The sequence below is a fragment of the Streptomyces sp. NPDC058632 genome (assembly GCF_042717095.1).
Lineage (GTDB): Bacteria > Actinomycetota > Actinomycetes > Streptomycetales > Streptomycetaceae > Streptomyces.
In genome coordinates, this window is record NZ_JBHXQZ010000001.1 from 48911 (window position 1) to 62543 (window position 13633).

Sequence of the window (13633 nt, forward strand, 5' to 3'; positions counted from 1 at the left end):
TTGTGGGGGCTGTGGTGGGGGTGGTGGTCGGCCGGGGGGCCCTGCGGCCGCCCCCCGCCGCACGGACGGCGTCAGAGCTTGACGATCATCTTTCCGGTGTTGTCGCCGCGCAGGACGCCGAGGAACGCCTCGAGGGTGTTCTCGATGCCCTCGACGACGGTCTCCCGGTACTTGAGCTCGCCGGAGGCGACCCAGGGCCCGACCTCCCGTACGAACTGCGGCTGAAGGTCGTAGTGGTCACCCACCAGGAAGCCCTCGATGCGGCCCCGGGTCTGGATGAGACGGGCGAGGTTGCCCGGGCCCGGCGCCGGCTCCGTGTTGTTGTAGACGGAGATCATCCCGCACACGGCGATCCGCCCGCCCAGGTTCAGCGAGCCGATCGCGGCCTCCAGGTGCTCCCCGCCCACGTTGTCGAAGTAGACGTCGATGCCGTCCGGAGCGGCGTCGCGCAGCTGCCGGCTCACCGGGCCGCTCTTGTAGTTGAACGCGGCGTCGAATCCGTACTCCTCGAGGAGCAGGGCGACCTTCTCGTCGGATCCGGCGGAGCCGATCACCCGCGCGGCCCCCTTGAGCTTCGCGAGCTGCCCCACCTGGCTGCCGACGGCACCGGCGGCACCGGACACGAAGACGGTGTCGCCCTCCTTGAAGGCGGCGGTGCGCAGCAGTCCCGCGTAGGCGGTGAGCCCGGTCATGCCCAGCACGCCCAGGTACGTGGAGAGCGGCGCGGCCTGCGCGTCCACCTTCACGGCGCCCTTGGCGTCCACCAGCGTGTACTCGCGCCACCCGAGCCCGTGCAGCACGTGGTCGCCGACGGCCAGCCCTTCCGCGCGGGAGGCGACGACCTCGCCGACGGCACCGCCCTGCATGACCTCACCCACCGGGTACGGCGCCGCGTAGGACTTGGCGGCACTCATCCTGCCGCGCATGTAGGGGTCGACGGAGAGGTAGGTGTTCCGCACCAGCACCTGGCCCTCCCCCGGGGCGGGGACCTCTGCCTCGACCAGGGCGAAGTCCTCGGGCTTCGGCCAGCCGACGGGCCGGCTCGCCAGGTGCCATTCGCGGCCGGTGGCGGGGAGTGCGGTGGTGTCGGACATGGGGTGACGCCTCTCCTCGAAGTGTTTCACTACCTGAAACAACCATGCAGCTCAATATTTCAGGATGTCAAGCATGTGGGTACCCTGAAGGGCATGGCCGCCACACCCGGTTCACCCCATCGCCCCGACGACCTGACGCTGGAGGTCGTCGGCCTCATCGGCTCGGTGGTGGCCCGCTACCACGAGGAGTACGAGGAGGCGGCGGCCGGACACGAGCTCACCGGCGCGCAGGCCCGGCTCCTGAGCCTGCTCTGCCTGGAGCCCCTGCCCATGCGGAAGCTCGCCCAGCGCCTGAAGTGCGAGCCGTCGAACGTCACCGGCATCGTGGACCGCCTGGAGTCCCGCGGCCTGGTCGAGCGCCGCCCGGACCCGGCGGACCGCCGCGTGAAGGTGGCGGCGGCGACGGAGGAGGGCCGCGGAGTGGCCCGCGGCCTGCGTGAGTCGCTGCGCTTCGCCCGCGAGCCGCTGGCGGCCCTCACGGACGAGCAACGCCGTTCGCTGCGCGACACCCTGCGGACGATGCTGGACGCCGACCTCCGCGGCTGAGGGCGCTCGGCCGCGGGTGGTCCCGCGCCGGCCGAGCGGGACAGGACACCGGCCCGCCTCCACCGCTCGGAGCAGTCCCCCTCCCGGCACGGCGCGGCCTCCGCCGGGCCGGAGCGCCCCGACACCCCATGCGGCCGGGCGCGAGGCCGGGCGTGTCCGTCAGGTGCACCACCACAGGAAGCGGTCGCAGGTCCGGGAGGGTTCCGGTTCCGGGTCCGGGTCCGGGTCCGGTTCCGGGTCCGGTGCGGGCTCCGTGGTGGTCGGGGCCGGGTCGTCCGGGGTCTCCGGCTGGGCCGGGGGCTCCTGCGGCCGGGCCGTCGCCGGGTCGGCCGGGGCGGTTTCCGCGGGCGCCGACTGCGTCACCCCGCCGGCGTCCTTCTCCTTCTCCTCCGCCTCCGCGGATTCCTCCTCGGTCGGCGACCCCGAGGCCGACGGCGAGCCGGACTCCTCCGGGGAGGGGGACGTCACGGACGCCTCCCCGCCCGCGCCCGGCGCGCCGCTCGACTGCGGCGACGGCTCGACCCCGGCCGCCCCGCCGTCCGGTGTCTCGTCCCCGGCCGCCGGCTCGGACTTCGTCCCGGGCACGTCCAGCCCCAGCTCCGCGAGGCTCAACGCGCCCGCGGCCAGGACGAATCCCGCCACGGCCAGCAGCGACCGACGCCGTCGCCTGCGGTGCGCCGCGGCCTTGCGGTCCCGGCGGCCCGCACCCGCCCCCGGACCCTCGTCCGTGACCGGGGTGGCGTCGTCCGCGGGCGGAGGGGTGACGGGGTCCTCGTCCTGCCGCCTCCGGGACCCGGTGGCCCCGCCCGCCCCGGCGGGCCCCGGATCCGGCTCGTGTGCGCGGTCCGGCCGACGTTCGGGTTCCGGCTCCGGTTCGGGCTCCGGCGGGTCGCTCCCGTACGGCGTCCAGGGGGTGCCGGAAGCCTCCGGGTGGGCCGGGAGGATCCCGGCAGCGGTGCCGCACCCGGGGCAGGCGAGGGCTCCGTTGAGGTGCCTTCGGCACGGCTGGCAGTAATCCATGACGCGGGAAGACTAGGTTCCGCTCACGTCCGGTTCCTAGAGCAGGATGTGAAGGTTTGGTAGGGGCCGATGCCCAATGGTTTCGAAACTGTCGAAACCGTTATGCGCGCGACCCATTGACACGTCCGCCACCCCGTCCTTACTGTCACGCCAGCATTTCGAACGTGTGACGAAATATCGAACACGTCGCACCGCAAGACCGACCGGTCACAGGTCCACCAACGCAGCGAGGGGCAACGTCCGTGCGTATCACCGGAATCAGCACACACGTGGTCGGGACGCCGTGGCGCAACCTGACGTACGTCCAGGTGCACACCGACGAGGGAATCACGGGAGTCGGCGAGACCCGGATGCTGGGGCACACCGACGCCCTTCTGGGTTATCTGAAGGAGGCCGAGGCCAACCACGTTCTCGGCTCGGACCCGTTCGCCGTCGAGGACCTGGTCCGCCGGATGAAGTACGGCGACTACGGCCGCGCCGGCGAGATCGTGATGTCCGGTATCGCCGTCGTCGAGATGGCCTGCTGGGACATCAAGGGCAAGGCCCTCGGCGTCCCCGTGTGGCAGCTGCTCGGCGGCAGGGTGACCGACAAGGTCAAGGCGTACGCCAACGGCTGGTACACCACGGAGCGCACCCCGGAGGCGTACCACAAGGCCGCGCAGGCGGTGGTGGAGCGCGGCTACCGGGCCCTGAAGATCGACCCGTTCGGCACCGGGCACTTCGAGCTCGACCACAAGGAGAGCCTGTACGCCGTCTCCCTGATCGAGGCGGTGCGCGACGCCATCGGCCCCGAGGCCGAGCTGATGCTGGAGATGCACGGCCGTTTCTCCCCCGCCACCGCCGTCCGCCTGGCCAAGGACCTCGCACCCTTCAAGCCGGCCTGGCTGGAGGAGCCGGTGCCGCCGGAGAACCTCAAGGCGCTGGAGAAGGTCGCCGCCAAGGTCGACATCCCTCTCGCCACCGGTGAGCGCATCCACGACCGCATCGAGTTCCGTGAGCTGTTCGAGAGCCAGGCCGTCGACATCCTGCAGCCGGACGTCGGCCACATCGGCGGCATCTGGGAGACGCGCAAGCTCGCCGCGACCGCCGAGACCCATTACATGCTGGTCGCGCCGCACAACGTCGGCGGCCCGGTGCTCACCGCCGCGTCCCTCCAGGTCGGCTTCACCTCACCGAACTTCAAGATCCTGGAGCACTTCAACGACTTCGCCGACGCGGAGATCAAGAAGGTCGTCAAGGGCGCCCCGCAGGTGAACCCGGAGGACGGCTGCTTCCACCTCTCCGACGCCCCCGGCCTCGGCGTGGAGCTGGACGTCGACGCGGCGGCCGAGTTCCCGCAGCAGCAGGCCCGGTTCGACCTGTGGGCCGAGGGCTGGGAGCAGCGCAAGCCCAAGGGCACCAAGTGACCGGCCCCGCGGCCGGCGCCGCGGGCGCGCCCTCCGTGGCCGTCGTCGTCGACGGCCCCGGCGCGCACCGTCTCGTCGCCCACGAGCCGCGCGATCCCGGCCCCGGCGAGGCGCTGGTCCGGGTGCACGCGACCGGCATCTGCGGCAGTGACCGCGAGGTGTACCAGGGCAACCGTCCCGAGGGGTATGTGAGCTACCCGCTCACCCCGGGCCACGAGTGGTCCGGGACCGTGGAGCGGGTGGGCGCGGGCGTGCCCGCGTCGCTCACCGGCCGCAAGGTCGTCGGCGAGGGCTTCCGGAACTGTCAGGTGTGCGACCGCTGTCACGCCGGCGAGACGACGCTGTGCTCGGCGGGCTACGAGGAGACCGGATTCACCCGGCCGGGGGCGATGGCCGCCACGCTGACCCTCCCGGCCCGTCTGCTGCACGTCCTGCCGGACGACGCCGACCTCACCGCGGCGGCGCTGCTGGAGCCGGCGGCCTGCATCGCCGCCGCCGTGCTCAAGGCGAACGCCGTGCCCGGTGAGCGGGTCGCCGTGGTCGGTACGGGCACCCTGGGCATGTTCGCGGTGCAGTTCCTGCGCGCGAACTCCCCGGCCGAACTCCTGGTCGTCGGCACCCGCGGCGACCGTGAGGAGCTGTCCCGCCGGTACGGCGCCACCGCCTTCCGCACCAAGGACCAGCCGCTCCCGGACGGCTTCGACGTGGTGATCGAGACCGCCGGGTCCGCCGACGCGGCCCGCACGGCCGCCGCGCTGCTCCGGCGCGGCGGGCGGCTCGTCCTGACGGGCATCCCGGCGCCGGGCGCGGACGGTCTCGACCCGACGGACCTGGTCGTACGGCAGCTGGAGGTGCACACCGTCTTCGGGGCGCCGCCGGACGCCTGGGCGCACACGGTGCGGGTGTTCGCCGCCGGGCTGCTCGATCCGCTGCCCCTGGTCACGCACGAGCTGCCGCTGGCCGGGTTCTCGGAGGCCATCGAACTGGTGGGGTCCGGCGACCCGAAGGTGGGCAAGGTCCTGTTGCGTCCGTAGGGCCCCCGCCAGTACACGCGCGGGCGGGGGGCCGTCGCCGGCCCCGTACCGGTGCCCACGGCGCCTCCTCGGCTCCCCGCCCCGCCCGGCTCCTCCCCCGGGCCGCGAACCTCGTCCGACATAACGAACAAAAGGACATCTTGTGACCGACGCTTCCGCCAAGGCAGCCCGCAGGCCCGGTGAGCAGGCGCTCACCGCGCTCGGCCTGGGCGCTCCCGCCCCCGACCCCGCCGACGCCTCGCCGCACTCCTTCCCCGGTGGCGGCCGCTGGCGCACCGAGGTTCCCTCCTGCGAGGGGCCCGAGGCACTGGCGGTGGTCCTGAAGGAGGCCTCCCGGCTGGACGTGCCGATCCACCGGATCAGCCAGGGCAGCGGCGTCTGGATGCTGACCGACGCCGAGATCACCGAGATGGTCGAGGCCACCGCCGAACGGGACATCGAGCTCTGCCTGTTCACCGGCCCGCGCGGCACCTGGGACATCGGCGGCTCCACCCGCACCGACTCGCGCGGCGCCGGACTGCGCGCCCGGGGCCACGACGCGGTCGCCGGCTGCGTCGAAGACGCCGTGCGGGCAACGGAGTTGGGCGTCAAGTGTCTGCTCGTCGCCGACGAAGGGGTGCTGTGGACGCTGCACCGGGCGCGGGTGGCCGGGATCATCCCGCAGGACACCACCCTGAAGCTCTCGGCCCTTGTCGGACCGGTCAACCCGGCCTCGTACGCGGTCTACGAGCAGCTCGGCGCCGACTCGATCAACGTGCCGAGCGACCTGACGCTCGATCACCTCACCGAGATCAGACGGGTTTCGGCCGCTCCGATGGACATGTACATCGAGGCCCCCGACGACCTCGGCGGTTACGTCCGGATGTACGAGGTGGCCGAACTGATCCGCCGCGGCGCGCCGTTGTACCTGAAGTTCGGCCTCTCCAAGGCACCCGGGATCTACCCGTACGGGCACCACATGCGGGACGTCACGCTGACGAGCGCCAAGGAGCGGGTGCGGCGCGGCAGGCTCGCCCTGGACCTGCTCGCCCGCCACGGCGCGGACCGCGACATGGACCCGATCGGTTCACGGCTTCCGGGTGAGCTGCGCAGGTTCGACATCTCGTCATAACGTTCCGGAAACTCGGCTTCACAGAAGCAGACACAGCCGCGCACAATCCCACACACCCCTTGTCGGTTCCCCCCGGCACCTTCGTCCCACCGCACCGCACCACCCCGCACCACCCCGCACCACCCCGCACCACTCCTTCGCCGCCCCTTCGCCGCCCAGCGACTCGCCCGGAAGCGGGTTCGCACCTCCGGACCGTCACCGCACCCACATCAAGGATGATGATCATGCGTAATCGCAGAGCCGCCCTCGCCGCCGTGGCCACCGCCGCCTCCCTCGCCCTCACCCTGTCCGCCTGCGGCCAGAGCGGCGAGGGCGGCAGCGAGGAGGACAAGTCGGGCTCCGAGGGAGCGACCGTCGGCATCGCGATGCCGACCAAGTCCTCCGAGCGCTGGATAGCCGACGGCAGCTACGTCGAGAAGAACCTGCAGTCCAAGGGCTACAAGACCAAGCTGGTCTACGGCGAGGACGACCCGGACCAGCAGGTCGCCCAGGTCGAGAACCTGATCACGCAGGGCGTCGAGGCGCTGATCGTCGCGGCCATCGACAACAAGTCGCTGAACAACGTCCTGCAGCAGGCCAAGGACGCCGACATCCCGGTGATCTCCTACGACCGCCTGATCCTCGGCACGGAGAACGTCGACTACTACGCCTCGTTCGACAACGAGAAGGTCGGCGAGCTCCAGGGCGACTACATCGTCGACAAGCTCGGCCTGAAGGACGGCAGCGAGAAGGGCCCCTTCAACATCGAGCTGTTCGCCGGCTCCAACGACGACAACAACACCCGCTACTTCTTCCAGGGCGCGATGAGCGTCCTGCAGCCGTACATCGACAAGAAGCAGCTCGTCGTCCGGTCCGGCCAGACCGAGCTGAACCAGGTCACCACCCTGCGCTGGGACGGCGGCACCGCCCAGAAGCGCATGGACGACATCCTGACCTCGTCCTACAAGAGCGAGGCACTCGACGCGGTCCTCTCCCCGTACGACGGCATCTCCATCGGCATCCTGTCGGCGCTGAAGTCGGACGACTACGGCTCCAAGAACAAGCCGCTGCCGATCGTCACCGGCCAGGACGCCGAGGTCGCCTCGGTGAAGTCGATCATCGCCGACCAGCAGGCCATGACCGTCTACAAGGACACCCGCGAGCTCGCCAAGGTCGCCACGAACATGGTCGACGCGCTCCTGACCGACAAGGAGCCCGAGGTCAACGACACCAAGACCTACGACAACGGGTCGAAGGTCGTGCCGGCCTACCTGCTGGAGCCGGTCGCCGTGGACAAGGCCAACTACCAGGAGACCGTGGTCGACTCCGGTTACATCAAGGAGAGCGACCTCAAGTAGGCAGCCTCACGCAGGCGACCCAACCACCGCCGTACACCTACGGATTGGAAGGCACGACCATGGCGGGACCCGTCCTGGAAATGCGCTCGATCGTCAAGACCTTTCCCGGCGTCAAGGCGCTGTCGGACGTCACCCTGACCGTCCAGCAGGGCGAGGTCCACGCCATCTGCGGCGAGAACGGCGCCGGCAAGTCGACCCTCATGAAGGTCCTCTCCGGCGTCCACCCGCACGGCACCTACGAGGGGGAGGTCCTCTTCGAGGAGGGCCTCTGCCGGTTCAAGGACATCAGGGCCAGCGAGCAGCAGGGCATCGTCATCATCCACCAGGAACTCGCCCTGGTGCCGTACCTCTCCCTCGCGGAGAACATCTTCCTCGGCAACGAGCACACCAGCGGCGGTTTCATCGACTGGCACGAGACGCTGCGGCACGCCACCGAACTGCTGCGCCGGGTGGGGCTCGACGACCACCCGGAGACCCGGGTCGCCGACATCGGCGTGGGCAAGCAGCAGCTGGTGGAGATCGCGAAGGCGCTGTCGAAGAAGGTGAAGCTGCTCATCCTCGACGAGCCGACCGCGGCGCTGAACGACGAGGACAGCGGCAAGCTGCTCGACCTGATCCTCCAGCTGAAGGAACAGGGCATCACCTCGATCATCATCTCCCACAAGCTGAACGAGATCCGCAGGGTCGCCGACTCGGTGACGATCCTGCGGGACGGGCGGACCATCGAGACGCTCGACGTGAAGGCCGCGGAGACCACCGAGGACCGGATCATCAGCGGCATGGTCGGCCGCGACCTCGAACACCGTTTCCCGGCGCGGACCCCGCACCACCCGGAGGAGGGCACGGCCCCGGCCCTCGAGGTCCGCAACTGGACCGTGCACCACCCGATCGACCAGCAGCGCAAGGTCGTCGACGACGTGTCGCTGGAGGCCCGGCGCGGCGAGATCGTCGGCATCGCCGGTCTGATGGGCGCCGGCCGCACCGAGCTGGCGATGAGCCTGTTCGGCCGCACCTACGGCCGGTACGCGGGCGGCACCGTCCTGCGGGACGGCAGGGAGATCCGTACCAAGACCGTCCCCGAGGCGGTGGGACACGGCATCGCCTACGTCACCGAGGACCGCAAGCACTACGGCCTGAACCTCATCGACACCATCAACCGCAACATCTCGCTCAGCGCGCTGGGCAAGGTCGCCAAGCGGGGCATCGTCGACGAGCACGAGGAGCGCCAGGTCGCCGAGGGCTTCAGGAAGTCCATGAACATCAAGGCGCCCACGGTCTTCGAGCCGGTGGGCAAGCTGTCCGGCGGCAACCAGCAGAAGGTCGTCCTCAGCAAGTGGATCTTCGCCGGTCCCGAGGTGCTGATCCTGGACGAACCGACGCGCGGTATCGACGTCGGCGCCAAGTACGAGATCTACACGGTCATCGACCAACTGGCCGCCCAGGGCAAGGCGGTCGTCTTCATCTCCTCCGAGCTGCCCGAACTGCTCGGCATGTGCGACCGCATCTACACGATGGCCGCCGGGCGGCTGACCGGGGAGTTCTCGCGGGCCGAGGCATCCCAGGAATCGCTGATGCGTCAGATGACGAAGGACAAAGAGGTAACCCGATGAGCACGGATGTCACCGACAAGACCCCGGCCGCCGCGCCGCCGGGCAAGAACGGGGCGGGCACCGGTGACGGCCTGCTCCAGCTGATGCTGGACGGCATGCGCCGCAACATGCGCCAGTACGGCATGCTGATCGCCCTGGGCCTGATCGTGGTGCTGTTCGCGGTGTGGACCAACGGCGACCTGCTGCTGCCGCGCAACGTGTCCAACCTGGTGCTGCAGAACAGCTACATCCTGATTCTGGCGATCGGCATGATGCTGGTCATCATCGCCGGCCACATCGACCTGTCGGTCGGCTCACTGACGGCGTTCGTCGGCTCGATGGCCGCCGTGTTCATGGTCCGCAACGACCTGCCCTGGCCCGTCGCGGTGCTGCTGTGCCTGGCCGTGGGCGCGATCGCGGGCGCGGTGCAGGGGTGGTTCATCGCGTACGGCGGGCTGCCGTCGTTCATCGTGACCCTGGCGGGCATGCTCACCTTCCGCGGTCTGACCGAGATCTTCCTCGACGGCCAGACCCTCGGCCCGTTCCCGAAGGGGCTGCAGACCACGGCCAACGGCTTCCTGCCGGAGGTCGGCCCGAACACGAACTACCACAACCTCACCCTGTTGCTCGGCCTCGGACTGATAGCCCTCGTGGTGCTCCAGGAGATCCGCGACCGGCGCCGCCAGCAGGAGTTCGCCCTCGACGTCCTGCCGGCCAAGCTGTTCCTGCTGAAGCTGGTGGCGCTCACCGCCGCCATCCTCACCGTCACGCTGCTGCTGGCCAGCTACAAGGGCGCCCCGATCGTGCTGCTGATCCTCGGCGCGCTGCTCGTCGGCTTCGGCTACGTGATGCGCAACGCCGTCATCGGCCGCCACATCTACGCCATCGGCGGCAACCTGCCCGCGGCCAAGCTGTCGGGTGTGCGGGACAAGAAGGTCACCTTCCTGGTCTTCCTGAACATGGGCATGCTCGCGGCCCTGGCGGGTCTGGTCTTCGCCGCCCGCTTCAACGCGGCCTCGCCCAAGGCCGGCCTCAACTTCGAGCTCGAGGCGATCGCGGCCGCGTTCATCGGCGGCGCGTCGATGAGCGGCGGTGTCGGCACCGTGCTCGGCGCGATCATCGGCGGCCTGGTCCTGGGTGTGCTGAACAACGGTATGAACCTCGTCGGCGTCGGCACCGACTGGCAGCAGGTCATCAAGGGCCTGGTGCTTCTGGCGGCGGTCGGCTTCGACGTGTGGAACAAGCGCAAGGTCGGTTCGTAAGTCAGCCTGGGCCCCGCCGGAAGGCGGGGCCCTTTCCTTGAGGGAGCCTGATAGTGGAACTGAACAGACGCACGGTCATCGCAGGAGCGGCGGCCGCGGCCGCCGGAGTCGCCACCGCCACCACGGCCGGTGGGACGGCACACGCCTCGGGCGGCGGCCGGGGCTCGGGCGCGGGCGGCGGGAAGCCCGTACGGACGCTCTTCGGCACGCTCGCGGACGGCACGAAGGTGCACAGCTGGTCACTGGCCAACGGCGGGACACGGCTGAAGGTCCTGTCCTACGGCGGCATCGTCCAGTCCCTGGAGATCCCCGACCGCCGGGGCCGCTACGCCAACGTCTCGCTCGGCTTCGACACCATCGAGGAGTACGTCGCGTCCAGCCCGTACTTCGGTGCTCTGATCGGCCGCTACGGCAACCGGATCGCCGAGGGCCGCTTCACCCTCGACGGCACGGCCCACCAGCTCTCCGTCAACGACGGCGCCAACAGCCTGCACGGGGGCACCCAGGGCTTCGACAAGCGGGTCTGGGACGTCGAGCCGTTCGCCGAGGGCTCCGACGTCGGACTGCGCCTGTCCCACGTCAGCGCCGACGGCGAGATGGGCTACCCGGGCACCCTGCGGACGAAGGTGACGTACACCCTCACCCGGCACGGCGACTGGCGCGTCGACTACGCGGCCACCACCGACCGGGCCACCGTCGTCAACCTCACCAGCCACGTCTACTGGAACCTCGCCGGCGAGAGCAGCGGTTCGATCGACGACCACGAGCTGGCCATCGCCGCCAACCGCTACACACCGGTCGACGCCGGGCTGATCCCCACCGGCGAACTGGCCCGGGTCGGCGGCACCCCGTTCGACTTCCGCAGCGCCAAGCCGATCGGCCGGGACCTCCGTGTCGCACACCAACAGGTGTTGTACGGGCAGGGGTTCGACCACAACTGGGTGCTCGACAAGGGCATCACCGCGCGCCCCGGGCACGCCGCGACCCTGCGTGACCCGTCCTCCGGCCGCACCCTGCGGATCTCCACCAACGAACCCGGACTGCAGTTCTACTCCGGGAACTTCCTCGACGGCACCCTCGTCGGCACCGGCGGGCGGGTCTACCGCCAGGGCGACGGGCTGTGCCTGGAGACCCAGCACTTCCCGGACGCGCCGAACCAGCCGTCGTTCCCGTCTACCGTGCTGCGGCCGGGCGAGACGTACCGGACGACGACGGTGCACTCGTTCGACGCCTGAGCCACGGACGCCGTCCGTGGGGCCCCGCGCGGGGGCGCGTGACGCGTAAACCGCGCCGGGGGTTCACGTCGTCACACTTTTTTCACACCGGTTGAACAGCGCCACACCCCCCTCCGTATGTACGGGTGGCCCGTGCTCCCCCGCGCGGGCCACCCACGCATGACGGGCCCGGTACGTCCCCGGCGGGCCCGCCGTACACGGAGGTTCCATGGCCGACAACGTCACCTCGTTGTTCCGCAGCACCGCGGCACACAGCCCCTCGATGGCTGCGCTGGCACGGGAGAGCGACGGGGCCGGCCCGGTGGACTTCTGCATTCCGTGCAACCCGTACTTCCCCACCCCGGCCATGTTCGAGGACATGGCGGCGCGGCTGCGCGAGATCATCACGTACTACCCGAGCAGCGCCGACACCATCACGGCCGAGCTGTGCAGCCTGCTCCGGCTCCCGCCGCAGTGCGTGGCGATGGGCAACGGCTCGACGGAACTCATCACCTGGATCGACCACCTGCTGGTCCGCGAGTCCCTCGCCGTCCCCGTCCCCACCTTCGGCCGCTGGACCGACCAGCCCATGGAGACCGGCAAGCGGGTCGACATGTTCCCGCTCCAGGAGTCCAGCGGCTTCGCCCTCGACCTCGCCCAGTACGGCGAGTTCATCCGGGCCCGGGGCACCAGGGTCGCGGTGATCTGCAACCCCAACAACCCCGACGGCGGGTTCCTGCACAAGCACGCGGTCGTGCAGTTCATGGACGCGATGGCCGACCTCGACCTGGTGGTGATCGACGAGTCGTTCCTGGAGTTCGCCGACGCCGAGGTGGAACCGTCGGTGGTGCAGGAGGCGATGCTGCGCCCCAACGTCATCGTCCTGCGCAGCCTCGGCAAGAACTTCGGGCTGCACGGAATCCGTTTCGGCTACCTCGTCGCCAACCCCGCGCTCGCGGGCCGCGTCCGCTCGATGCTGCCGAAGTGGAACCTCAACTCCTTCGCCGAGCACGTGGTGTTCATGCTGAAGGAGCACGGCACCGAATACCGGCAGAGCCTGCACCAGGTCCGCCGCGACCGGATGGACATGTCCGGCCAGCTCTCCTCCCTGCCCGGCCTGACGGTCTACCCGTCCCAGGGCAACTTCCTCTTCGTGCGCCTCCCCGTGGGCGCCGAAGGCACCGTGGTCCGGGACCGCATGCTCACCGAGCACCGGCTCCTGGTGCGCGAGTGCGGCAACAAGATCGGCTCGTCCAGCCGCTTCCTGCGTCTCGTGGTACGTCCGCAGGTGGACGTGCGCCGCCTGGTGTCCGGCCTGGAACAGGTGCTCTACGGGACCTCCAGGAGGGGAGCCGCCGTGCCCGAGCAGGCCACGGGGACCGGCTACAGCTCGGGCACGGCGGCCGTGGACCGTCTGGTCGGCGAGACCAACGGCGCCGGCACCCAGGGCCTCGCCGCGCAGGCCCTCGGGGCCGGTGCGGGCGTCCCGGGCCTCCCCGCCGCTCCGGCCGCCGGCATCGGCATGCCGCTCTCCGCCGCCCCTGCCCCGTTCGGGTGGGGCGGGGGCGGCGGGATGCCGATGCCGGCGGCAGCCTCGTCGGGGCCGCAGCAGATGCCGCAGCAGGTCTCCCGGCAGGTGTCACCACCCCCGCAGCCGCAGCCCGTGCAGTCGCAGCCCGCGCAGCAACCGGTGCCTCAGCCCGTACCGCAGCAGGTGCCGCAGCACATTCCTCAGCCGCCGGTCCCCCAGCAGATGCCGCAGCAGATGCCGCAGCAGCCCATGGCGGCTCCGGTCCCGGCACCCGCGCCGGCCCCGGTGCCCGCCGCGGCGTCCTTCGCCCCGTCGCCGATGCCCACCGGACCCACCCCGCCCGGTGTCCCCGCCCGCGGGGGCCTGACGGCGGCGCAGGTCAGGGGCACCGACGGCCTCTCCCCGGCCCCGGCGTCCGGCTGGCCGGCCGGGGCGCAGAGCTGGCCGGAGGCGGCGGGCGTGGGCCAGGTGGTCTGACGCCCGGGGTCC

At 70.8% G+C, this 13633-nt stretch carries 11 protein-coding genes; 9 read left to right on the forward strand and 2 right to left on the reverse strand.

The features are described 5' to 3' along the window. Positions 1-71: 71 nt before the first annotated feature. Complete coding sequence (locus ACFWVE_RS00230; RefSeq protein WP_384006527.1) at positions 72-1094, reverse strand: NADP-dependent oxidoreductase; 1023 nt, start codon at positions 1092-1094, stop codon at positions 72-74. A gap of 93 nt (positions 1095-1187) precedes the next feature. Here ACFWVE_RS00230 and ACFWVE_RS00235 point away from each other — a divergent pair, with 93 nt between their 5' ends. After that, positions 1188-1640, forward strand: a complete 453-nt coding sequence (locus ACFWVE_RS00235) for a MarR family winged helix-turn-helix transcriptional regulator (RefSeq protein WP_384006530.1) — start codon at positions 1188-1190, stop codon at positions 1638-1640. 159 nt (positions 1641-1799) lie between these two features. On the opposite strand, the gene ACFWVE_RS00240 is transcribed toward ACFWVE_RS00235, so the two are convergent. Then, a complete protein-coding gene (locus ACFWVE_RS00240; RefSeq protein WP_384006533.1) occupies positions 1800-2660 on the reverse strand; it encodes a hypothetical protein in 861 nt (286 codons plus the stop codon). A gap of 242 nt (positions 2661-2902) precedes the next feature. Between ACFWVE_RS00240 and ACFWVE_RS00245 the strand changes: the two genes are divergently transcribed. From ACFWVE_RS00245 to ACFWVE_RS00280, 8 genes are all read left to right on the forward strand, one after another. After that, entirely contained in the window at positions 2903-4066 is a 1164-nt protein-coding gene (locus tag ACFWVE_RS00245) for a mandelate racemase/muconate lactonizing enzyme family protein (protein ID WP_384006536.1), read from the forward strand. Next, complete coding sequence (locus ACFWVE_RS00250; RefSeq protein ID WP_384006539.1) at positions 4063-5100, forward strand: zinc-binding dehydrogenase; 1038 nt, start codon at positions 4063-4065, stop codon at positions 5098-5100. Before ACFWVE_RS00245 ends, ACFWVE_RS00250 begins: the two co-directional genes overlap by 4 nt. 142 nt (positions 5101-5242) lie before the next feature. Then, positions 5243-6211, forward strand: a complete 969-nt coding sequence (locus tag ACFWVE_RS00255) for a hypothetical protein (protein ID WP_384006542.1) — start codon at positions 5243-5245, stop codon at positions 6209-6211. A gap of 224 nt (positions 6212-6435) precedes the next feature. Beyond that, complete coding sequence (gene chvE / locus ACFWVE_RS00260; RefSeq protein WP_384006545.1) at positions 6436-7548, forward strand: multiple monosaccharide ABC transporter substrate-binding protein; 1113 nt, start codon at positions 6436-6438, stop codon at positions 7546-7548. 59 nt (positions 7549-7607) lie between these two features. Beyond that, on the forward strand, positions 7608-9158 hold the full coding sequence (gene mmsA / locus ACFWVE_RS00265; protein WP_384006548.1) for a multiple monosaccharide ABC transporter ATP-binding protein: 1551 nt from the start codon (positions 7608-7610) through the stop codon (positions 9156-9158). After that, on the forward strand, positions 9155-10399 hold the full coding sequence (mmsB, locus tag ACFWVE_RS00270) for a multiple monosaccharide ABC transporter permease (RefSeq protein WP_384006550.1): 1245 nt from the start codon (positions 9155-9157) through the stop codon (positions 10397-10399). The genes mmsA and mmsB overlap by 4 nt, the downstream gene beginning before the upstream one ends. A 53-nt stretch (positions 10400-10452) precedes the next feature. After that, positions 10453-11634 carry an aldose epimerase family protein gene (locus ACFWVE_RS00275; RefSeq protein ID WP_384006553.1) on the forward strand — a complete coding sequence of 394 codons (1182 nt, stop codon included), beginning with the start codon at positions 10453-10455 and terminating at the stop codon, positions 11632-11634. 208 nt (positions 11635-11842) lie between these two features. Then, positions 11843-13621: a pyridoxal phosphate-dependent aminotransferase gene (locus tag ACFWVE_RS00280; protein ID WP_384006556.1), complete on the forward strand. Its 1779-nt coding sequence runs from the start codon at positions 11843-11845 to the stop codon at positions 13619-13621. The last annotated feature ends 12 nt before the right edge of the window (positions 13622-13633 follow it).